This window comes from Paraglaciecola chathamensis S18K6 (genome assembly GCA_000314955.1).
In the GTDB taxonomy this organism is placed as follows: domain Bacteria; phylum Pseudomonadota; class Gammaproteobacteria; order Enterobacterales; family Alteromonadaceae; genus Paraglaciecola; species Paraglaciecola chathamensis.
The window spans coordinates 89,490-111,399 of the sequence record BAEM01000004.1 but is presented as its reverse complement, the minus strand read 5'-3'; the positions used below and the strand labels follow the sequence as shown (position 1 = coordinate 111,399).

Genomic DNA, 21,910 nt, shown 5'->3' with positions numbered 1-21,910 from the left:
CTAGTTGGTTTTTGGCGAAATTTATTAGATAAAATAGCGTCATGCGTGTCTATATTATTGTTTCTGCTCAAAATTATGAGGGGATTCGTTAGAGCGGGGTGTTATGTGCTAAAAGGTATTTTATGAAACTCTTTCATTTTTTCGGAGCTACTTTTGCATTGCTTACGGTTGTTTCATGTAAAAGCACAGGTGTTGTGCCGTTAGGGCAAGATTCTTACTATCTTGGTAAAAAAGATAGTAGCCTTGGTGTTGGCGTATCTCTAGAAAACAAAGCTGAAGTTTACAGAGAAGCTTCTTTATTTTGTTCTTCTAAGGGACTAGAAATGAAGATTATTAAAGAAACGGTCACTTCATCAATTCCGGGCAGATTAGGTTCAACAGAGATCGAATTTTCGTGTATTGAAAAGGGCAGTCTTGAAACACCGACTGACACGAAGCCAGACCAGATTATTGAAACCCGTTCAAAACGATTGGGTAGTTAGGAGGCATATAACAAACTGCTGTAGTCGCTCGCTGGGACGCTAACACGCGAGCTTATTCACTTTGCTCGGATGTTAGCCCACACGTTAGAGTCCCTTAGCCTAAAGTTAGTCACAAAGGACATTGGATGTTTTCAAAATTAATAAAACGCTTTTCTTCAGTTCTTTATGTGCAAATCTGGGAAGGTCGATTAAAAGTTACTGACGTGGCTAATAATGAGTCATTCGACGATTCGCCAATTGTTGTAATTCAGAATCAAGCAAAGGGAAAAAAGGTTATTTCCGGAATCGGAAAGAGAGCTGCAAGTTCACTAAAAGAAAATGAGGTTGCGGTAAATCCTTTTTCGCATCCTAGAGCGCTTCTTTCTGATTTCTTTGTGGGTGAAAAATTGCTCCAACACGCTTTTAAAAGTCTAAGCAATTTCAAATATATTCGTCTTCGCCCTAAGGTAATTATCCACCCTATGGAAAAACAGAGGGTGGCTTAACAGCCATTGAGGATCGTGCTTTTAGAGAGCTAGCGCTTGGAGCAGGAGCAATAGATATCAAAATTCACGTTGGTAAATCTTTAAATGCTTACGGATTTCAATTCGATGAGTTTGAAGAGGAAAAGAAAGCGAGCGTTTACAGTGAGGGGGCCAATCAATCTTCCAGTCATATAGCAATCTTTCTAGTTTATCTTGTTATAGTCATTTTGGGGCTTTGGTATTTGGGTGACTAACAAAACAGCATCAGCCTAAATCGCTAACCATATAGATACAGCCGGCTAAAGGCATATCAGTTGGGTATTGGTTTTTTACAAACCCCAATTTTTGATAAGCGCTGATCGCAGAAATGTTGTCACTAAACACAAACAGCGAGCAGCTGTTTACCTTTAACTCTTTTTTCCCCTTAGCAGCTAAGTTTGCGATTAATGTAGCCGCAATGCCTTGGCCTCTATGGGCAGGGTTTACCACTAAGCGGCCTAAGTGACACCGATTTTCGCGCAAGTAGTATTGGCCAAATGCCAGTAAAGCACCTTGTGGCGATAGGAGTGAAAAAGAGGGCAGGCTTGTTAGTTTCAAATCTTGTTTGAATGTGACCAAATCATATGGATAGCGAAACCCCGGCCCTGACCACATAACAAGTTGCGCCTCGTCTTCAAACCAGCCCATTAATTCAGTTAAATGTGTATCGTTTGCTTTGACGAGTTTCATGCGTTCCTATTGTGGGGTGCTGTGCTAGCAAGACTACGGATATTAGCATGAAGGTGTATGCGTGAGGTACAAGTGAAGCTGCTGTAAAAAAATGCCCTTTGCCCCGGCAAGGGCTGAGAAAAATAGGGCATCAGTGCTAATTAGTGGGTTATTTCTGCTTAACGTAAAACGCGTCTGGTTCGACTTCAAGCAGATTTTTTACCAGCGCTTTGGCTGCTTGCTTGGCCACATAAGGGATCAGTTGTCGATTGGTGTTGTCGCCCACTTCGTAGGTCACAGCATGTACTTTGTAGTGATCGGCAATGTATTGTTTGAAGATGCCTCTATCGGGTGATGACGCCGATTTATTCACCGTTTTAAATACCCAACCTGTTTCAGCATCTAAATCTGCTAACCAGCCTTTCATAAGGGGGATCGGAGCTAAATCGTGGTCATCCGGCATGGTGTAAAAAACGTCGTGGAAGGTGGAGTGAAAATCGAGGGCAAATACAATTTTTCCACCGTTTTGCACTATGCTCGCCATTTTGTCACGAACTAGGCGAGTTTCCGCTTGGGCGAAGTTTTTCCAGTCGCGGTTTAGATCAACACCATTGGCGTTATGCCGCCAATTGCCGGTGTGAACGCCATCAGGGTTTAAATCAGGCACCATGAGCAGATTAAAACGTTCGAAAAAGGGATTGCTCAAGGTGTTGTCGAGTAATAAGGCTTCACTAAACGCAAATAAAGCCATAGCGCCTGTCACTTCAGGCGGGTGTTGTCTGCCAACAATCACCAGCCATTCGTCGTTGTTTGGTGACTGCTTTACAACCGCTTTAATGGGGCGGCCTTTTTCTGATGACCCTAGGGTTTCAATATGAAGATCAGGGCGCTGCTCTTTTAGGCGGGCTAACCACTGGTCATACTCTTGATTATCAATGACTTCTTGGGCTGAAATCCAGACAGGCTTTTTGCCAGTGCTTAGGCTTAACCACATTTCTTTGCCCTTGGTCTCAAACTGAATGTTTTGCCAATCTTTGCCATTCGTACTGAGTTTAGGTAGGTACCGCGGGTTATTACCATTGAAGGTCAGTTTTATTTTTACCTTGCTATCGGTTTTTGAATGCACTTTAAAACCAAACCAAGGGCTAGGGTTGACCGGTTCATTCTCTGGCAAAATGCCAATATGGTATTCATGTTTAGCCAACCTTTCGCAGGTGCTTAAACGGGCGGTGCTAAAATCGCTGTGAAAGGTGACGTCGTCAAACTGGCAGTCTTTGGCATGACTGAACGCTGAAAAAGTGATGAGTAACAGTATGGGGAAAAAATATCTAAGCATGTTGACAGCATTCCGTTCTTTATAGGTAATAAGATATAGGTAATAAGAAAAAGCCAATCAGCGTACCCCTGATTGGCTGAACCGCTAAGTGACTAAAACTTTTTGTTTAAGGTCATGTACAAGTAACGCCCTGCGGATGAATGTACGCCGGCTTCATAACCAAATGTTCCCGAGGTAAAAGGAGGCTCTTTGTCACCTAGATTACGTGCGCCCAACGTTAATTTAGTTTTGTCTAGCCAACTGTTTTGCTGTGTAAACGAATATGAAGCATAGGCGTCAACCGTGGACCAATCGTCAATTTGTTGGTAAATCAAATCGCCAGCATCGTCAAAATAAGACAGGGATACATTTTCTAACTCACTAATATATTTGTATTTTATGCCTGCGCCCCAGTTATCTTTTTGCCATCTTATACCAATGTTACTGCGCCATTCTGGGCGACCATTTTTTGTTAATAAATCACCCGCCGCGCCTGGTATGCCAACAGTTTCACCGTCAAATAATACCGCTTCGTTGCCGTTCTCTTGTGCGGTCACTACGCGCTGCGTGACGGGGTCTAACCCTTGGTCAAACTGGGTTAAATTAGCCGCATTAGCAGTGAAGGTAAAATCACCCAGCTCAGTATTCATCTTGTAAAAAATACTGTAGTCGATGCCTTTAATTTCCCGAGGAAGCAGGTTGGTATAGTCGTTAGTAACGTACAAAATCTCGTTATTGTCATCACGGATCACGTTGGTATTACTGCCACCATCCACTCGAAGTAGTGCATCATACAAAATTTGCGTTTGGCTACTTAATATTCCTACCACGTCTTTTTGTTTTATATGCCACCAGTCCGCCGTTAACGTTAGGTTTTTTATTGGGGTAAATACAATTCCTGCAAACGTGTTGGTGCTGGTTTCAGGTTTCAGGTCGTCGCTACCATTACGTATTTCAAGGGTGCCTTGACGAATACCTGATATGGGATCAGAACGGGTGTTAGAGCGTGACACATCAACGGCTGTTGTTTGAGGTAATCCTGGTGCTTTAAAACCTTCTGCATAGGCCGCGCGAAGTTGAATCATGTCATTCACCTGCCAAGCTAACGATACCTTGGGTTTGGTGATATCGCCTACATCGGAAAACCGCTCATAACGGGCAGCCAGCTGCATGTTCAAGCTTTTCACTAGCGGTAGATCTGCTAACAAAGGCACTGCAAATTCTACATACGTTGAAAACACATTGCGGCTGCCTGAAGAGTCCGGCGTTGGGCTACTGCCTAGTACCGTACTGGCAAGCGCCGAAGCGTTACCTGTTACTATGTCAATAAAGCTATCTGTGCCATTTAGCGCATCGCTGCGTGCATCTGAGAAGCTCTCGTAACGGTATTCCACGCCCACAGCCATGCCTACATCGCCAGCAGGTAAGGCAAAAATATCGGGGCGTGATAGTTTAAAATCATAAAGGGCAAGCTCGGTTTCAGATTCACGTTCAATATTGAACATAAAGCTGTCGATAACGTCTTGGTCATTGCCTGTGTCATCGCCAATGTTTGGTGAGGTCAGGCTACCACCGTTAAAGAGGTTATAGGCTGTGCTTTGATCTGTACTGTTCACAGCTTGTTGAAATAAAGTGGTATTGACCCGGTTCGCAGTATCGAGCGTATGGGCTTTTGAATAAAGCACGGCTGTGTCCCAATCCCAGTCTTGATAGTAACCCCTGAGCCCCGTTAGAAAGCGATAAGAATAATCTTCTACGTTTATTTTACGTGGGCCAGTATCAATGGGGCGGTAGCGTCTTACGGTTACATCTTCACCAAATGGGTTGTAAAAAGCGTCACTTGATACAGTGAAACGCTGGGCCGTTAAGTTCCCGCTTTGTTCACGTAATCGATCAGCTTGTGCTTGGTAATAAAGGGCTTCACCATACAGCTCAACTTCATCAGATAAGTTATGGGTCATAAGTGCATACAAATTAACACGGCTAACTTCTGAGCTAAGAGAGCGTTCAGAGTTTGAGTCGTAACGTAATTCGCGATCTAAGCTACCGCCATCGGCACAAATGCCGTTATCCAGTGCCACTTCACAGCCATCAAACGTGTCGGGTTGAATATGAAAAGTACCTAGGCTCTCAGAGCTTAGTTCTGCCCAAGGTGTGGAAGTCGTGCGTCCGTCTAGGGACGTATTACCAACAAATTCAGCTGCTAACCCTGGATAGTTTCGGGTGTCTGAGCTGGCGGCATAGTCTCGCTCTGATGCCATTAACATATCTTGTTGATACAGACTCCCGCTGAGTGTTAAGTGGGTTTGCTCGTTATTAAAAAACCAGCCACCTGAGCCTGATAGGCTAAACGTGTCTTTGTCAGTGCCGTCATTTTTACCGTATTGGAACTGTAAATCACCACCGGTGTTTTTGTCTTTGAGTACGTAATTAATAACCCCTGCGATAGCGTCTGTTCCATATATAGCTGCGGCGCCATCACGTAACACTTCTACCCGTTTAAGACCGCGTACCGGCAAAGCATTTGAGTTAACCGTGGTAACAGGGACTAAATCTTCAGCTTGGGTGCCGGGGTGCAGGACTAATCGTCGACCGTTCAACAGGGTCAAACTATAGCCGGTGCCTATGCCGCGCAAGTTAACGGAGGAAACGTCACCGCGAGCATCATTGACACCGCCAACCACGCGTTCGCTGTTGAAGCTAACTTCCCCTTGTTGGGGTAATTCTGCCAGCAAATCAGCGCCGCTTGATATGCCTAAGTCTTCAAAGTCTTGGGCACTAAAAGTGGTAATAGGTAATGCGCCAGAATCTTGGTTGACGCGGATATTTGAGCCCACTACTTTAATGCGCTCAACACTGGCTTCGCCGTCAGCCTTTTTTGCTGATGTACCTGATACCTCTTTCGTGGCGGCTGCAGAAGCAGTGCTATTTTCTGTGTTGGGGGCGACCGAAGACGGCGCGTTTTTTTCACGTATGATATAGGTGCTTTTAGAGCGCTTAACAAATTCTAAAGACGTGTTTTCAAGTAATACCGCTAAGGCTTCTTCTACGGTTAAATTTGCTGATATCGCGCGGGTGGTGATGTTCTGGGTAATGGCAGAGGAAAATAAAATTTGGGTTTCACTTTCTTGTGCAAGTTCGAGCAGGGCTGATTCAATGTTTTGCGCCGGTATATCAATGTTTTGCCGCGTGTCTTGTGCAGAAAAACTGTGACTGGCGGGCAGCATAAGCATGACGCAGCAAGCAAGGGGACTGAGTTTAAACGACTTATGTAGTTTCATGTGCAGTTTCATTTTGTATGCCTCTATTATTATTAGATGTGACTGTTCCTATTAGAGGTATACGCAAGGCACATTATGATCCTCCATTAAAAGTGAAAATTAGTTTTTCGCCGTCAGCTCGATGTACTCAGGATAACGCTCTACTTCCACAGGTAGCGCCGCCTCAAGTGCCGATAAAATACTGTCACCGTCTTTTAATTTGAACACGCCACTTATTTTCAATTTGCCCAAGGCTTGGTTTTCTAGGGTTATTTTTTTTAGTCGATAGCGGTTGAACTCAGTCAGCACCTTGGCTAATGGTTCATTATCGAAACGAAAAATACCTTGGCGCCACTGCTGACTGGCGTTTACCTCTTTTGAGGTCACTTGTGCAATGACTTCGCTGGTGCCGTTAAATGCCCCAATTGCCCCTGCAGGCAGTAGAGTTTCAGCTTCCTCGAAGTCAATTTGTTCGCTGCTGGGCAGGGTAGATGACTGCACCGCTACTAAGCCCTCAGCGACAGACACTTTTAGTGTCGCATCAGATTTTCGCACATTGAACTTTGTGCCAATTACCCGAATGGTTTTTTCACCGGTGTTAATGCTGAACACCCGGGTAGCATCTTTCGCTACGTCGAAAAACGCTTCCCCTCGCTCTAATAAAATACGCCGTTGGCTACCTGAAAAATCGACTTTAATGGCACTGTTGGTATTGAGCGTTACTATGCTGCCATCGGGTAAACCCACCGTACTTATTTCACCTACGGCAGTGTGATAACGGTTCGGTTCGTTATGGGCTACTTGTTGTGTTGACACAGATGGGGGCAGGGCAACGAACCAAATGGCTAACACGGCGCACACAAAACTCGCTGCAATACCTGTATACCAATACCTGTGGTTTTTCTTTTTGACGGGCGCAGCCGTTTGAAACAGCTGATTACTGCTGTCCCAAATCGCTAACATATTGTCAAATTCCTGTTGGTGCTGGGGAGATTGGTCACACCAAGCATAAATTTCGTTTTCTTCTTCCGCGCTTAGCTCACCGGAATATAATCGAGCCACAAAGTTAGCGGCCTGTTTGGTTATGGCGTCTTGGTTTAAATCCGTTTTCATATGGGCGACACCTTTGCTCTGATCGCGACCAAAGCGGCTGAGATATATTTTTCCACCGTACTAACTGATACGCCTAATGCGTCACTGATCTCTCGGTAACTCATGCCTTCTACTCTATTTAACATAAATGCCTGTTTGTGGCTGGTTTTAATTTCTGCCAATGCTATTTCAATTTCTCGGAGCTGCTTTCTGTTTTGCAGCGCTCGTTCTGGGGAAAATATCGATGAAAATATAGCCGTGTCTTGTTCGCTCACATGGTTGTCACTGCAGCGCACCTTAGCGCGGCGGTCACGATCGATTAAAATATGGGTCGCAATTTGAAACAGATAATTGCGAACGGTATCCATTCTACCCGATAGCTTTTGCGTTAAGTCATCCAGCTTAAGCAGGCGCTCATATACTTCTTGCATGACATCCTCACAATCGTTGTCACTTAAGCGTGAGCGCACGCGAATAAAGCGGCGCAAGGCACTGCCATACTCTGCATATAGCTGCTGCACTAGCTGGCTATTCTCATCTCTGGCAAGGAGCTGCTTTTTTGCCCTATTTAGCTGGATTACTTTCACGCCTTACCCGTTAAATTGCATCATGTTACTACGTATACGCAGCGAAAATAAAACACCTCAACAAATGCTTTGAATACTTTTATTCGAGGCGTGGAATGGTATTACTTTTGCGCTAGGATAGGGCTCTTTCCAATTACGATTTGCGGCGCAAGCAAATCGAAATAACCAAAATAAATCAGATCAAATTAAAGTAACCCATAAGGAGAAGGAATGAGCGACGAGATAGAAACGCTGGCCAGTACGGTGGTGTATGAAAACAAATGGATGCGTCTAAAAGAAGACAAAATTCGCCGCAGTAGTGGCCATCAAGGCGTATACAGCGTAGTAGAAAAGCCGGACTTCGTGGTTGTATTGGCGGTACAAGATGGATACGTGCATTTGGTTGAGCAATTCAGGTACCCCATTAAAAAACGCTGCTGGGAATTACCTCAAGGCGCATGGGAAGAAAACCCTGATGCAGACCATGCTCTGTTAGCGGCAGGTGAATTAAAGGAAGAAACTGGGCTAGTCGCCAACAAAATGCACTACCTTGGAGATCAGTACTTGGCCTACGGCTTTTGCAACCAAATGTATCATATTTACCTTGCTACCGAGCTTACCTTTACCGAAATTGATTTAGATCCAGAAGAAGAAGGTTTAATCACTAAAAAGGTGACCTTAACTGAGTTTGAAGAAATGATTTTATCCGGTGAAATCAAAGATGCGTCCACGGTGAATGCCTATGGGCTAGCTAAATTGAAAGGTGTACTTTAGCAAGGCATTTACGTCATCTGGGCTGTTTGTATTTGTGATGTGATATTTCGCAAGTGGCACTTGACCTAAAGTCGACTTTAAGTGGCATGATACAGACCCTATAAATGAAATCGAAATAGCTCAGCTGTTTCACTGGTATATGATGGAGCGAATATGCAAGCAAATTACTGGCATGACAAATGGGAAAAAGGCGAAATAGCATTTCATCAATTTAAAGGTAGTCCTTTATTAAAGGCTCACTTTACCGCTCTCGAATTGCCTCAGGGTAGTAGAATTTTTGTACCCTTGTGTGGCAAAACGCGCGACATAGCTTGGCTGCTAGCCAACGACCTTAACGTGGTGGGGGCTGAATTACATGAGCCCGCTGTGCAACAGTTATTTCACGACATGGAAATACAGCCAGAAGTGTCACAACGAGAAGACCTTGGTTTAGTGCATTATCATGCCACTGTGAATGACAGAGCGGTTGACGTGTATGTGGGAGATATTTTTCAACTCACCCGCGACCTAGTGGGTGAAATAGATGGGATATACGACCGCGCTGCACTGGTCGCTTTACCATCAGAAGTAAGAGCAAAGTACACCTCGCATATACGTAAGTTAAGCGGCACTGCGCCGCAGTTACTCATTAGCTTTGATTATCAACAGCATTTAATGCCAGGCCCGCCGCATTGCGTTAATGCCAAAGAGATAGCCAAACACTATGCTGATGATTATGCCATTCAATTGCTTGCCAGCGTGGACGTCGAAGGCGGTTTAAAAGGTAAGGTACCTGCAAATGAAGAGGTATGGTTACTGAAAAAGCTCGGCTAAACAAAGCGCAGTTAAGCAAAGCGCAGTTAAGCAAAGTGCAGTTAAGCAAGGCGCAGTTAAGCAAAGTAAAACTAAGCTAAGCTAAGCTAAGCTAAGCAAAGTAAAACTAAGCTACGCAAATAAATACATGGGCGTGCTTTCAAACAGGTACGCCCTCAACTTTTTATTAACAGCGCTTAATTCTCGAGGGGGCCGAGCACAATAGTCTTAATGGGTTGATTACGAACGCACATTTTATTGCTGGATATTTTCTGACAAAAACCGCTGTACACCTTAGCCACGTTATCTCCAGTCTCTTTTACGTACTGACATGACGCGCGCAGTTCCTTCTCTTTGCAGGCCAGTTGCGCATCTTTGTCCACATGGCCTTCATGGGCAACAGCCGTAAAGGTTAGTGTGCCTAATACAGCAACGACTTTGCACCATGGGCGAGTGCGCATTTGCCAGCTAAAACGTGCATTTGTTGAATCTACTATCATTTCTTGCTCCGTTTGATGTTTCATTCACTCGCGACCCACTCACCTTGCTCACCGTGAAAGCAACCGATAAACATATTTTCACCTGGGCTGGCCACATGATAATGGTAGCCTCTCGTATCGTCAGTGTGACCTCGACATTCGTCTAAGTCTGTTTCTTCATAACCGCTAGCGTCTAGCATGGCGTATATGCGATAGCCATCAAGTGCATAGCCGATTTGACTGGCGTGGCCGTCTTCTTCTTCACTGGCTGTAGAGCAACCCGTGGCAGCGTGGTAATGGTAGCCATCGAACGGATTGATATGCCCGCCGCAGTCATCAAAAGCAGCAATCGTATAGTTGCTCAATATGGCATCGACAGGCGCTTGTGCTGCCAATATCACGCCGTTTAAAGAGACGCCCATATTGGCGTTAACATAGCTCGGGGTAGAGAGGGGGATTGGCGTGACGGGCAATAGCACGGTTTGACTTACACCGCCGCCGTAATATTCTAAATCGCACTGCACGCAGTAATTTTGGTAGGCAGGGTCGACATTCGGCCTGGCTGCTGCTTCACACGCGGTTTGCGTATCAGTGATATTCACCTCGCCTGTGCTAGGGTCGTATAATAACCAGCCATCACCGTAAAGCTGATCTAAGTTGCTGATAAATTCGCCATCGATATCGTAAACCTCACCTGAACCGTCAAACCAAATGCCACCTTGGGAAGCGTCCGATTCTATTGTGGGTGGGCAGAATGGGCCTATTTCATCTACTGCTGGTTCACCCGCCAGAGTAATATGATAACAGGTTGTTTGTGTACCACCTGACAGGGTACAACTTTGTGTCGTGATGGTCTCAATGACAGCGTCATCGAAAAACAACAGGGAGCTGGCTGTCACTGACGCATCGCTGTCAGGCGCTGTCTCTGATCCCGTCTCAACGTCGTCAGTAGTTGAATCTGTCGAAGTTTCGGTAGAGGTATGTTCTTGCCCCGTTTCTTCGTAATTAGCGTCTGTAGAGCTTTCGCCACAGGCACATAAGATAACACCAAGCGCAATTATCAAATAGGTTTGTGCGGTACACATTATACGTTTCATTCAAGTATCTAGGTTTATTGGTTTGCCCTAACGTTACGAATATAAAACGCAGAAACGGTGCAGATACTGAGGATTTTGCGCACAAAATGCACGCTATTAGATGTGTGTTACATTAATTTGTAGCCCACACCGTACACGGATTGCAAAATGGGTTGGGGGTCGTCAACAAGGGAAATCTTGTTGCGCAAGTTCTTCATATGGCTGTCGATTGTGCGGTTACTGACAATACGCGCATCTTCGTAGCAACGTTGCATAAGTATTTCTCGGGAAAAAACCGTTCCTGGTTTTCCCAATAAGGTTTTCAATAAACGAAATTCTACCGGTGTTAACTCGATAATACTGCCATTAATGGTGCATTCGAATCGCTCGGTATCGATGCGAATATGCTTGAAAGTAAGTATGTTGGGGGCTGTTTTCTCAGCCGGGGCGCCGAGCGCCGCTCTGCGCAACAAGGCTTGCACACGGGCCACAACTTCACGTGGGGAAAAGGGTTTACAGACATAATCGTCAGCACCGAATCCTAGTCCCATTAATCTATCTATTTCATCTACTCTGGCGGTCAACATAATGATCGGTACATGAGAAAATTTTCGTACATCTTTGCAAATACTCAAGCCATCTTTGCCTGGCAGCATCAAGTCAAGGATCACGCAGTCTGGGTTTACTTGTTTAATTGCTGCTTCGGCTTCATCGCCATCATGTACGACGTGTGTTAAGAAGCCCTCTAAACTCAGAAAGTCTACTAATATTTGCGCGATTTTAGGTTCATCTTCTACGACGAGAACCTGTTGTTGGCTAGTCATGCTGGCTCCTTGGTTAAGGGGATTTTGACCGTCACACACAAACCACCTAGTGCCGATTGGGTTGCGTGAATGCTGCCACGATGTGCATTGACGATATTTTTGCAAATGGTTAGTCCTAATCCCGCGCCAGGTGTGGCTCTGTTACGCGATGCATTTTGCCGATACAAGGGATCGAATAACTTTTCGCAATCCTCAAAAGGTACGCTAGGTAAGGTGTCGTTAATTTCAAATACAACAGCATTCCCCTTTTGGGAGAGGGCGATTTGAACGCTACCTTTTGCATTGGTGTGAATAATCGCGTTATTGATTAGATTAATAAACAACTGCTCAATGCGCTGCGGGTCGACCAAGCCTACTACATTCTCTTGAATATTCGGTGTGATGATAATGTCTTTACCTTGAGCTTTGCTTTGTAGGGATGAGCACACATTTTCAAGGGCTGAGCTGATATCGAGCTGACTAAAGTGGTACTTCAAGCCGCCTACATCAGACAGGGACAATTGATACAAATCGTCAACTAAGCGGTGTAACAGCAAGGCCTCATGTTTTAAAGATTCAACCTGTTTAGGACCAAAGGGGCGGATGCCCGCTTCAAGCGCATCTAGCTCACCAATTAGTATGGTTAAGGGGGTTCTTAACTCATGCGATATATCGGCAAACCAACGGTTTTTTGCGCTACGCGTTTCGTTCAAAATATGGCTCAGACCGTTTAGGTTTTGCATAAGCTTGCCCAATTCATCACTGCGCGAGGTATCTAGCTTCAGGTCATAATTACCTCGGCTAAGACGCTCTACGCCATGAAGTACGGAATTTACCGGGGATGTTAAGCGCCGAGCGAGCAACCAAGATGCGACACCGGCGAGTAACAAACATAATAAACCTATGGCAATGCTGGCGTATCTTTGTTGAATGGAAAATGAAGAAGCTAATGAACGTTGTGGTATGTCGTTTAACCAACTGCGTAATTCACCAATTTTTTCCCCGTTAAGATAAATTTCATGACTGAGTACCTCTTGGGTGTGTGGCTTAGGTTTATCGCCCGTCAACCATTGCCCTTGTGTATTGAAAAGGGCTGTAGGGGGGCGGTTTTCCTTGCGCGCTTGAGGTGGGTGAAAAGGAGCACCTGCCTTAGGATTGCGCGGGCGCAAAGGACTTGGCTGCCCAAAGCCTCCACCGGGACGAACGCTGTGAGGCATGGGTTGCGTGCTGGTATCAATAAATCGTTCAAGCCCCGTACTGATAACCAACTGCCAGTTGTTATTATGAGAATATGCAGCCGATAAGTTGTTCCCTAATAGGGTAAGCCTTTGCTGTTCTAGGCCGGCTATAAAATTGAGAAAGCCCTGATCGAAGCTCCATCGTGCAAGGCCCAATGTAATTAATAGTGTGACGGCAGTAAGCCCAAGAAAAGATAAGAAAACTTTGCGGAATATGTTCATGACACTAGTATACATTCGCCAAAGCGGGCTGCACCAGCACCGCGCTAAGAATGTCGGACTTCTCCATGTAATCTCCACTGTTTCTGCACATTTGCTTGTTAGTATTCGTTGTAGACTAATTATGGAGTAAAAAAATATGCAAATCTCAACCCTAATTTTCGCAGCAAGCCTGTTAGCTATGAGTAGTATTAGTAGCTATGCACAAGAAGGACGTGGTCAGGGAGGCGAACGCCGTCCGCCGCCTGAAGCATTTGAAGCGTGTGAAAACAAATCTGAAGGTGACAGCGTGACAGTGGAAACCAGACGAGGCGATTCTCTTAGTGCTACCTGCCAAATGATGAACGATACCTTGGTGGCCGTGCCACAGGATGCGAAAAGAGACTAGCGTATTCATAAAGTGCACTGATAAAGGGTACTGATACATTAACTGAAAGAGGATACATGACATGCAAATACAGTCTGCAAGCCAAGCTGTTAACCCTATGAATACGTCAGAGGTGAATCGTCCTAAAGGACCTCCACCGCCACCACGGGAAGGCAGCGTACCACTAGGGTTGGAGTCTGCGGTTTCAACTCTATCCAGTGAAGAGCAAAGCGCCGTTACCGATATGTTGACTAGCTTGAGTAAAGATCAGCAAACGACGTTAAAGTCCCAGTTAGACAGCTTGCGAGATAAGGGGAGCAGTATGTCTCAAGAGGAACTTGGCGGCGCTTTTAAAGACATTTTGACCTCGTTATCGGCTGAACAATCTGACACGTCTTCATTAAATCAAGTGGATGTATTTGCTTAGCCGCGCGAGATTTATTGCTAAGAAGCGCATTATGCAAACTGGCGATTAAGCTTAATTGCCAGTTTAACGATTAGCGTACAGGGTATAACCTTAGCGAACATGCTTATTGAGGTTACGCCCTGTTTTCTACCAGCTTACACGCCGAATACTTGCTTTGAATCCGCTGAACAGTTGCTCTGTTAACTGGCAACTCTGTTTGTCCAGAAACTGGATCGTGAACTGAGCGGGTTGATAAAAATCTTTAATGGTTCGCGCTTTCTCTTTACCACCTTGAATAGAAGCCAATCCAAATGCCTCAGAGGCTTTTTTGCCACTTTGCTCTTCTATGATGGGCAGCAATACTGTTTTTAGAATGTCGGCGTCCACATGCTGACAGAATACTAGATTGTGGTATTGCTCCTTGTAGCGCAGGCTTAAGCCGATTTGCTCGCAAATAATTTTAAGTTTATCGATACTAACATCGGATGCGTGATCGCCGTCATCATTGACACATATCAGTGATGAGGCAGTGCGTTTAATGGCGTTAAAACCGTCATCAGTTGCCACAAGATTGCGAAACGAAGCGATTTGCTCAAGTAGTTCTGGCAATCCTTCTTCATCGGAAAATGTGCGACCTTGGTTTAGCGCGTTAATTCTACGTTGATCCATATCAATACCAATCACTTTATGCCCTAAAGCCGCCATGCAAATCGCTGACAAAGCACCGCTGTGGCCTAGACCAAACACGCTAATCTGTTTAGTATTTCTACATTTAGGTAATTGATAACTTTGTTGATTGCCATCGCTAAACGTCACGATGCGACTAAAGCCACGCGTATTGTCTATGGTGAGTTGCGGCGTTGCATGATGCGTATACGTGCTATGCGTTTCTGAGGTGTCAAATCGCTGAGAATCAAACATTTAAGTTTCCTTCGTTATTTGAATGTTGATCCTAAACGAAGTATCAGGTTCAACATTATCGTTGAGAAAGAAAATGCAGTTCTTGTTCCAAAGTATAATTATGTATAAAAAACAGATGGTTAAATCTTATTTGTCGTGTTTTTAGTATAAGAATGTTGCAAATTTAAGACAAGTTTACATGCAGATGTAGACTAATTTACGTTGAGGTTAGGCGGCTGCATCGTCTATCTTGGAGGTGTGGTTGTTGGCAACTGCACTGAGTACCTAGCGAGACGTTGAAGGTAAAGGAGACGAAGTATGAAAGGTATCATTTTTGTAAAGTTGAACCAGTTCGTAGATGAACTCTGGGGAGAAGAGTTTTGGGATGCGCTTTTACAAGAAGCAACTCTGCCCAGTGAAGGTATTTATACCTCTGTCGCTACCTATGATGACGAAGAGTTGTTTACGCTCGTCGGCCTTATTATGCTAAAGCAGGGGTTATCAGCGCAACAAGCGCAATTTGCTTTTGGCCAATGGATGTTCAAAGAGCTATTACTAGCTGCGCCACCCGAAGCGCATAAGTTTACCGATGTTTTTGAATTTCTTTATGGTGTGCAGGCGGTGATCCATGTGGAAGTGAAAAAGCTCAACCCAGAGGCCATTTTGCCCGAGTTTGAGTTTATTCAAGAAACAGATAATTCGTTGACCTTTCATTATATTTCCCCCCGCCATATGTGTTATTTCTGTGAAGGCATTATTCAAGGCTTAGCAGCGCATACTGGGCAGACGGTAAGTGTGGAGCAGCCTGAGTGCGTACATGAGGGGGGAGAGCGGTGCGTAATGAAGGTGACTAAAGTTGGCTAAATCGCGAGAGGAACTCGAAACAAGAATTGCGGTACTTGAGCGAAAGGTTGAGCGCGAGAAAAAGGCTCGCGTGATGTCTGAACAGCATTTGGAGCATCATTCACGTGCGGTTTATGAAGCGAATCAATCTTTACAAGCTTCGTTGGCGATGGCCAAGAAAAAGCAAGCTGAGCTTGAATTTTTGCGCCAAACATCAGGTGATGTATCGTCCGACATTTCTCTGCAAGAGCTAATTAGTAACACGGTTGAGCTTACTGGGCAGTTCTTCTCGGTTGAATGTGGCTTATTTATTGTCACAAAAGACGGTGAAGCGCTGGACTCACAAGAAGACAATATTTGGCGCGCACCGAATCAGTGGGTTACGGACACGGAGTTTTTTGAGCAAGCAGTCAAGTTTTTACCACTTCATCAGCAAGAGTGTTTAAGCATGTGGCTTGTCTCGGCCATTGATGATGAATCGAGCCAAGCTATGTCTGGGTTCAAATGGATTGTGTTTGTTAATTTTGCCTTATTAGGAGACAAAATTGCCTGGTTGGCATTTTTTAGCAGAGCCGAGTTTATCGACGAGGAGGCACTGTCTGTTTTAGGGACTGCGCGTGAGCACTTGTTAAGCGGTATAAACCGCAGAGTCACAGATGTGAATATACGTAAGCGCACGGTAGAGCTGCAAGATACCGTTAACCGCTTAGAGCAAGCGAAGCGCCAGTTAATTCAATCGGAAAAAATGGCTTCTCTTGGTCAATTAGCGGCGGGTGTAGCCCATGAAATTAACAATCCAGTTGGTTTTATTCGCTCCAACTTAGAGATGCTTGAAGAGTACTTACAAGACTATCAAACGTTGCATGAATCCATGCTGCGCCATATTGAAACCGCCGGTCAACTGGATGCTCAGCACTACAAAGAACTGTGCGATAACATTGACTTAGCTTACATACAACAAGATGCAAAAGATTTACTCGGCTCCAATTTAGAAGGGTTAGAACGGGTTAAGGAGATTGTCGAAAATCTCAGAACGTTCTCCCACAGTGGTGATGGAAAATTAGAGCGGATAAACTTAGGCGTGTGTATCGAAGGGGCGTTAAAAATCGCTTGGAACGCGCTTAAATATGAGCATATTGTAGAAAATCAGATCCCCAATGATTTGCCTGAGGTACTTGGTAATATAGGTCAGTTGCAACAGGTGTTTGTGAATTTATTTGTAAATGCAGCCTACGCCATGGACGCAGGTGGAACATTAACCCTCAAAGCACACGTTACACCCGATGCTTTGCTCGTTGAGGTACGCGACACAGGGTGCGGTATGGACAGAAAAACCCTAGATCAGCTCTTTACCCCATTTTTTACTACCAAACCTGTAGGCGTCGGTACCGGCCTCGGTTTATCTGTTTCGTATGCCATATTAGAGTCGCACAATGTTCTGACGCAAGTTAGCTCAACGGTGGGGAAGGGAACGCTATTTTCGCTTAGCTTTCCGCTTCTTGATGGTTAGGCGCCCGCGGAGAGTTTTTCATCTTCTGGCTGCTCTACAAATATTTCAAAACGTTCAGATTTCTGTTTTTCATATTGGATAAGCTGCAAAATGGAGGCGGCTGAAAACACATGTCCTTTGGGTAAAACAAGGATATGTTGCTGCGTCAGTATATCCTTTTTCAAACGCATGCCTTCTCGTAAGTCGTTTACGTCTATCGCACTTTCAATAAACTCGATACTGATAATTTCGGGGTGTTGAACCAAAATATCTATTATTTTCGGTGTATAGCGCAGTCCGCGGTATTTTTTTAATTCACCAATCGCTTCATGATTCGATAATGCAGATTTACCAATACGGCCTAACTTATGACGCCAAAAATCTCTGGCCACTGCCAAAATTTGCGCACCGATTGGAATTTGCTCTAATGACAGTTGATTTGGGCCACTGCCATCAGGGAACTCAAATTGGCAGATGATGATATCTAGTTCTGGGCGCAAGTGAGTTGCTGGCCCCAATATTTGCTCAGCGTATTTACTTTGTTGAAGAAAGATATGTTGTTGATTGAAATTCAATTCGCAAAAAGGCTTTGAGTATATTGCGGTGTCTAAACCCAATAAGCCGATTTCGCAGAGTAAAGCCGCAAACGATATTTGGGCTTGTTGCTCATCTGAGAGCGATAATTGCTCGGCTAGCTTAGCGCTTAAGTGGCTAACACTTTGGGCAAATCCACCGTCTAAATTTGGGTTGATGCTAATAAAGTTATAAAGAACACGTTGGTTGGCCAAGGTATTACGTTTGAGTTTTTCCATGGCTAGCGCAACTTGTTTGCTGCGCAGTTTTACTTTTTCATCTAAATTGTGGTTCAAATCTTTGAGCAGGGTATTTTGTTTATTCACCAAAGCCTGTAGGCGGGCATTTTCATGCTTGAGCTTAACCGTTGCTAGTCCGTCATTGATGGTACATATCAGCTTGTTATTATCCCAAGGCTTTTGCACGTAACAATCGATGTGGCCTTTATTGACCGCATCTATGGTAGATGACATATCGGCATAACCCGTAAGCAAAATACGGTAACAATCAGGCGCTATTTTAATACTCTGTTGCAGAAATTCAGCCCCAGACATGGAAGGCATTTTCATGTCAGAGACAATCAAATGTACATCGTGCTCAGCCATTAACTCTAATGCTTGTGCGCCGCTTTGCGCTGTAAGTAAGTTGAACGCTTGTTTACGCAAAATACGCTTCATTGCTTGCAAGATATTCACCTCGTCATCAACACACAATACAGTGTAAATGGGGGGTTCTTGTATATTAGGTTCACTCATACTTTTGCCTCTTGATATTGACGCTATCTACGCACTATCTACGCACTAAATCGTGTTTGCCGCAGTGTTTAAAAGCCCAACCTCTTGCTGTACAGCAGGAAGACTCAAGGTAAAACAGCTACCTTGAGCGACTTCACTTTTTACCGTCAGATCGCCGTCATGCTCTTGTGCTATGCCATATGAAATGGCTAATCCAAGGCCAGTGCCTTGACCTTCAGGTTTAGTGGTAAAGAAGGGGTCAAACAAACGTTTGATATCATCCGCAGGAATACCATTTCCCGTATCACATACACTCAGATATACGAATTGATCATGACTGTAAGTTTCAATGCTAATGACGCCATTTTGGCTAATCGCTTGGCCTGCATTAATCAATAAATTGGTGAGAACTTGGCAGATTTTCCCAACATTAATGTCGACTTGGGGAACATCTTGTAACTTGGTAACTATCTCGCAGTGGTATTTCAGTTCGTTGCTGACCATGCTCAATGTGGTCTTCACACAATCATTAATATTGAATATCTGGCGCTCTTGGCTGTCGGCCCGTGAAAACTGCTTTAGCCCTGAAACAATGTCTTTTACCCGGGATAAGCCATCGCTCGATTCCTGAATTAAAGCGAGGGTGTCTTCTTGCATAAATTGGATATTTTCATCGCTAAGCATGTCGTTTATTTGCGCTTCTATACTTTGGCGCTCAGTATCTTTGTCACTTTCATTCCAGTCTTTAATAAGTTTGGTTAAACGAATGTAAACATCCGCGTAGTCAGCTAGCGACGCCAAGTTGCTATTCACGAAACCAATAGGATTATTAATTTCGTGGGCTACTCCAGCTGCTAGTTGGCCAAGTGAGGCCATCTTTTCCGCTTGTACTAATTGTTGCTGGGCACTTTTAAGCTCAAAATTGATTAGGCTCAGTTGCTCGTTTTTGCTTTCTAATAATTGGGTACGTGCCGCAACTCGTTTTTCTAGTGTTTGATTAAGGTTCTCCAACTCTTCTTGATAATTTTTTACGCGAATACACTCAGCTTTCAAGGTTTCGACCATTTGATTAAATGCGTGGGTCACTTCGCCAAGCTCATCTTTACTTTTGATAGGAATATGGGTGTTACTAAAATCACCGGAGATAACGCTATGGGATATTTTTTTAGCGCCTACTCTCAAGGTTTTAAGTTGGCGTGTTAGATAATGACCTAAGGCGTAGGAAAACAGCGCCACTAAGATCATCTCTATTACAGCGATAGAGGTGGTCCATTGTTTTATTTTTGATATCGAACTGTGAGCATGATCTGTACTGATACCAATCTCGACACGGCCATAAATATTATTCCCTTCAACAATATTGGCATACGTATCGAAGATCCCATCGGTAACATCTTCCATGTGTTGATCGGCCTTAAAAACACGCGTTAAGGCTTCTTTAGAGCCATTTTGTGATAACACCCCCTCGGTGCTGCTGATTACGCGAGCGTATGCAATTCCTGGGTTTTTCAGTGCTTCTAATACGAAGTCGTCTAGTGATGCAAGGTCGTATGATAAAACTGCATCCTTGGTGGTTGTTGAAAATAAGGTCGCTGTCGTTGAGGCATGCTTTACCAAGTCGTTGTTTACGGCTTGGCTCAAGAATGTTACAGCCGTCATAATAAGGGATATAAGCAGCACTGCTTCGATACTGGCGATGCCAATAATGGTTTTACCACGTAAAGACATGACGATGCTCCCCTTGTTAGGCGGTTAAAATATGATAAACGTTACAGTGAATCGATACCTAGGACGCGAATGTCATTCCAATCGCTGTCTTGTGCGGTTTCGAACTGCGTAAAGTTAATCGCTTTTAGCAATTGCGCCCCCTGTTCAGATGTGTGCAGGGTTAACAGGCTTTGCTGTACGTTTTGAGATACCTCGTGAGGTACTAATGGATGATTAGCAATAGCATGAGGTGTATATTTTGGGGTTTTCCACAATATCTGTAATTCGTCACGTACGTGTTGCGGCGCGTTATTAAAGGTGCGCATGATGCCGCCCCCAGCAGGGAATAAGCCGCGCGCTACACTTAGATAAACCGAATCGTGAGATGAAACATAGCGACTCGTTACAGCAATACCCTGAGCTTTTAGATCTGCTTTAGGCAATAAGGTAGCGGCAAATGCAGCCGGAGCAGGAAAAGCGAGCGTTAAGTCTTTAAGTTGGCCAAGTTCAGTAATACCTGAATTCTTTTTAACAACGATAATACCTTGTATACGCTTGTTTTTTTGTTTCGCCAACGCTTGGTACCCAGTGGATTTATTGTAAACGACAAAGTGATAAGGGTTCATGTAGGCGAAATCATACTCACCTTTAGCTAAGCGTTGTTCAAACATCGGAATATTGGGTGCAGTGGTAAATATCAGTTTTACACCACTTTTTTTACTGATTTCAGTTAATAACGGCGTCCATAATTTGGCGAGTTTTTTCGCCGATTGTTGTGGTACGACTGCGAACGTCAGTGATTCTTTTTGTTGGGCTGTGCTTTGCGGGGCGCAAAGGGCTTGAAATGTCAGTAATAAACCGCTTATTAGGGAAATGAACGTTTTCATGTCGTACTCCTATTATTTACTTATTACTGCTTAGTCGCGCAAAAGGGTTTCTATGGCGTTTAGCAAGTCTTTGTTCGAAAAGGGTTTGCCTAACGCGGCGTCGGCACCTAGATCGACAGCTTTTTGCCGCTTTTCTTCATCAAGTGCTGAAATCACCAGGATTTTTAAACCACTGTCCGCAAACTCTTTTCTGGCAAATTCAATTACTTCAAACCCATCTGCACCGGGCATGCTTAAATCCAGGGTCATTAAGCTAGGTTTGTAACTAGAAAGTAGTGAGCCCGCTTTGAAAGGGTCGGTAGCAATCATGCTTTTATATCCTGCACGGGTTACAACTCGACTAATGGACTTCGCCATTTGCAGCTCATCATCAACAATGAGTACAGAAGGTTGTTGAGGTGCGTATTTAGCGGGCAAAGGCAAACTATTTTTTTTCAGAAAATCGACAAAATCTTCCTCTGTAACGCGATTGTTACCGCCACCAGGCAGTTTGAATCCTTTAAGACGCCCGCTATCTATCCAGCGGATGACGGTGCGCAGATTGACATCGCAATATTTTGCTATCTCACCGGAGGTTAGTGTTTTCATAGTTATCTCTTAGCTGCTACGAAATCGATAACATAGTTATAACACTCTAAGCAAAAATGACAAATAGGACTAAAGTGTAATATGTGACAATGGTGACATTGTGCAATAGTTAAGCACATCAACTCATCTATGTCATTGACATTCAGGA

General features: G+C 44.4%; 23 protein-coding genes. 9 read left to right on the top strand and 14 right to left on the bottom strand.

All coding sequences use genetic code 11. From position 1 onward, the window contains the following. The first annotated feature begins 122 nt into the window (after nucleotides 1-122). Nucleotides 123-482, top strand: a complete 360-nt coding sequence (locus tag GCHA_RS01190) for a hypothetical protein (protein WP_007984162.1) — start codon at nucleotides 123-125, stop codon at nucleotides 480-482. A gap of 125 nt (nucleotides 483-607) precedes the next feature. Beyond that, nucleotides 608-967, top strand: a complete 360-nt coding sequence (locus tag GCHA_RS23115; RefSeq protein WP_318248902.1) for a rod shape-determining protein MreB — start codon at nucleotides 608-610, stop codon at nucleotides 965-967. Between the two features lie 243 nt (nucleotides 968-1,210). Here the strand turns inward: GCHA_RS23115 and GCHA_RS01180 are convergent, their stop codons facing one another. From GCHA_RS01180 to GCHA_RS01160, 5 genes are all read right to left on the bottom strand, one after another. Further along, a complete protein-coding gene (locus tag GCHA_RS01180) occupies nucleotides 1,211-1,675 on the bottom strand; it encodes a GNAT family N-acetyltransferase (protein WP_007984160.1) in 465 nt (154 codons plus the stop codon). Nucleotides 1,676-1,823: 148 nt separating this feature from the next. Next, the gene (locus tag GCHA_RS01175; protein WP_007984157.1) at nucleotides 1,824-2,990 is read right to left on the bottom strand and encodes a M14 family metallopeptidase; all 1,167 of its coding nucleotides are present in this window, start codon (nucleotides 2,988-2,990) and stop codon (nucleotides 1,824-1,826) included. A 92-nt stretch (nucleotides 2,991-3,082) separates the two neighbouring features. Next, complete coding sequence (locus tag GCHA_RS01170; RefSeq protein WP_007984155.1) at nucleotides 3,083-6,262, bottom strand: TonB-dependent receptor; 3,180 nt, start codon at nucleotides 6,260-6,262, stop codon at nucleotides 3,083-3,085. An 87-nt stretch (nucleotides 6,263-6,349) separates the two neighbouring features. Continuing rightward, on the bottom strand, nucleotides 6,350-7,342 hold the full coding sequence (locus GCHA_RS01165) for a FecR family protein (protein ID WP_007984152.1): 993 nt from the start codon (nucleotides 7,340-7,342) through the stop codon (nucleotides 6,350-6,352). Then, nucleotides 7,339-7,908 carry an RNA polymerase sigma factor gene (locus GCHA_RS01160; protein ID WP_007984151.1) on the bottom strand — a complete coding sequence of 190 codons (570 nt, stop codon included), beginning with the start codon at nucleotides 7,906-7,908 and terminating at the stop codon, nucleotides 7,339-7,341. Before GCHA_RS01160 ends, GCHA_RS01165 begins: the two co-directional genes overlap by 4 nt. Nucleotides 7,909-8,118: 210 nt before the next feature. Between GCHA_RS01160 and GCHA_RS01155 the strand changes: the two genes are divergently transcribed. From GCHA_RS01155 to GCHA_RS23285, 3 genes are all read left to right on the top strand, one after another. Continuing rightward, complete coding sequence (locus GCHA_RS01155) at nucleotides 8,119-8,661, top strand: NUDIX domain-containing protein (protein WP_007984149.1); 543 nt, start codon at nucleotides 8,119-8,121, stop codon at nucleotides 8,659-8,661. A gap of 153 nt (nucleotides 8,662-8,814) precedes the next feature. Next, nucleotides 8,815-9,474, top strand: coding sequence for a thiopurine S-methyltransferase (tmpT, locus tag GCHA_RS01150; RefSeq protein ID WP_007984147.1), 660 nt, complete (start codon nucleotides 8,815-8,817; stop codon nucleotides 9,472-9,474). Then, nucleotides 9,450-9,554, top strand: coding sequence for a pentapeptide repeat-containing protein (locus GCHA_RS23285; protein WP_083881808.1), 105 nt, complete (start codon nucleotides 9,450-9,452; stop codon nucleotides 9,552-9,554). The genes tmpT and GCHA_RS23285 overlap by 25 nt, the downstream gene beginning before the upstream one ends. Before the next feature lie 96 nt (nucleotides 9,555-9,650). On the opposite strand, the gene GCHA_RS01145 is transcribed toward GCHA_RS23285, so the two are convergent. The 4 genes from GCHA_RS01145 to GCHA_RS01130 all read right to left on the bottom strand — a co-directional run bounded on the left by GCHA_RS01145 (nucleotide 9,651) and on the right by GCHA_RS01130 (nucleotide 13,271). Further along, nucleotides 9,651-9,977, bottom strand: a complete 327-nt coding sequence (locus GCHA_RS01145; RefSeq protein WP_272995150.1) for a hypothetical protein — start codon at nucleotides 9,975-9,977, stop codon at nucleotides 9,651-9,653. Then, a complete protein-coding gene (locus GCHA_RS01140) occupies nucleotides 9,974-11,029 on the bottom strand; it encodes a YHYH protein (protein ID WP_318248901.1) in 1,056 nt (351 codons plus the stop codon). The genes GCHA_RS01145 and GCHA_RS01140 overlap by 4 nt, the downstream gene beginning before the upstream one ends. A 107-nt stretch (nucleotides 11,030-11,136) precedes the next feature. After that, nucleotides 11,137-11,832 carry a response regulator gene (locus GCHA_RS01135; protein ID WP_007984141.1) on the bottom strand — a complete coding sequence of 232 codons (696 nt, stop codon included), beginning with the start codon at nucleotides 11,830-11,832 and terminating at the stop codon, nucleotides 11,137-11,139. After that, nucleotides 11,829-13,271: an ATP-binding protein gene (locus tag GCHA_RS01130; protein WP_039991916.1), complete on the bottom strand. Its 1,443-nt coding sequence runs from the start codon at nucleotides 13,269-13,271 to the stop codon at nucleotides 11,829-11,831. The genes GCHA_RS01135 and GCHA_RS01130 overlap by 4 nt, the downstream gene beginning before the upstream one ends. A gap of 136 nt (nucleotides 13,272-13,407) precedes the next feature. Here GCHA_RS01130 and GCHA_RS01125 point away from each other — a divergent pair, with 136 nt between their 5' ends. Further along, nucleotides 13,408-13,656: a hypothetical protein gene (locus GCHA_RS01125; protein ID WP_007984137.1), complete on the top strand. Its 249-nt coding sequence runs from the start codon at nucleotides 13,408-13,410 to the stop codon at nucleotides 13,654-13,656. Nucleotides 13,657-13,717: 61 nt separating this feature from the next. After that, entirely contained in the window at nucleotides 13,718-14,062 is a 345-nt protein-coding gene (locus tag GCHA_RS01120) for a hypothetical protein (protein ID WP_007984135.1), read from the top strand. A gap of 126 nt (nucleotides 14,063-14,188) precedes the next feature. Here GCHA_RS01120 and GCHA_RS01115 read toward each other — a convergent pair whose 3' ends face one another. Then, on the bottom strand, nucleotides 14,189-14,962 hold the full coding sequence (locus GCHA_RS01115) for a Rossmann-fold NAD(P)-binding domain-containing protein (protein WP_007984133.1): 774 nt from the start codon (nucleotides 14,960-14,962) through the stop codon (nucleotides 14,189-14,191). Nucleotides 14,963-15,259: 297 nt separating this feature from the next. On the opposite strand from GCHA_RS01115, the gene GCHA_RS01110 reads away from it, so the two are divergent. Then, entirely contained in the window at nucleotides 15,260-15,805 is a 546-nt protein-coding gene (locus GCHA_RS01110) for a heme NO-binding domain-containing protein (protein ID WP_007984131.1), read from the top strand. Further along, nucleotides 15,798-17,294 (top strand): sensor histidine kinase, encoded by a 1,497-nt coding sequence (locus GCHA_RS01105; RefSeq protein ID WP_007984129.1) that lies wholly within the window; start codon nucleotides 15,798-15,800, stop codon nucleotides 17,292-17,294. The genes GCHA_RS01110 and GCHA_RS01105 overlap by 8 nt, the downstream gene beginning before the upstream one ends. Here GCHA_RS01105 and nosR read toward each other — a convergent pair. Genes nosR through GCHA_RS01085 form a run of 4 tightly spaced genes read right to left on the bottom strand, consistent with a single transcriptional unit; the run spans nucleotide 17,291 to nucleotide 21,762 of the window. Further along, a complete protein-coding gene (nosR, locus tag GCHA_RS01100) occupies nucleotides 17,291-18,601 on the bottom strand; it encodes a response regulator c-di-GMP phosphodiesterase, NosR family (RefSeq protein ID WP_007984127.1) in 1,311 nt (436 codons plus the stop codon). The genes GCHA_RS01105 and nosR overlap by 4 nt on opposite strands. Nucleotides 18,602-18,646: 45 nt before the next feature. Next, a complete protein-coding gene (locus GCHA_RS01095) occupies nucleotides 18,647-20,308 on the bottom strand; it encodes an ATP-binding protein (RefSeq protein WP_007984124.1) in 1,662 nt (553 codons plus the stop codon). A gap of 41 nt (nucleotides 20,309-20,349) precedes the next feature. Then, the gene (locus tag GCHA_RS01090) at nucleotides 20,350-21,174 is read right to left on the bottom strand and encodes a phosphate/phosphite/phosphonate ABC transporter substrate-binding protein (protein WP_007984122.1); all 825 of its coding nucleotides are present in this window, start codon (nucleotides 21,172-21,174) and stop codon (nucleotides 20,350-20,352) included. Between the two features lie 30 nt (nucleotides 21,175-21,204). After that, nucleotides 21,205-21,762: a response regulator gene (locus tag GCHA_RS01085; RefSeq protein WP_007984121.1), complete on the bottom strand. Its 558-nt coding sequence runs from the start codon at nucleotides 21,760-21,762 to the stop codon at nucleotides 21,205-21,207. Nucleotides 21,763-21,910 lie beyond the last annotated feature (148 nt).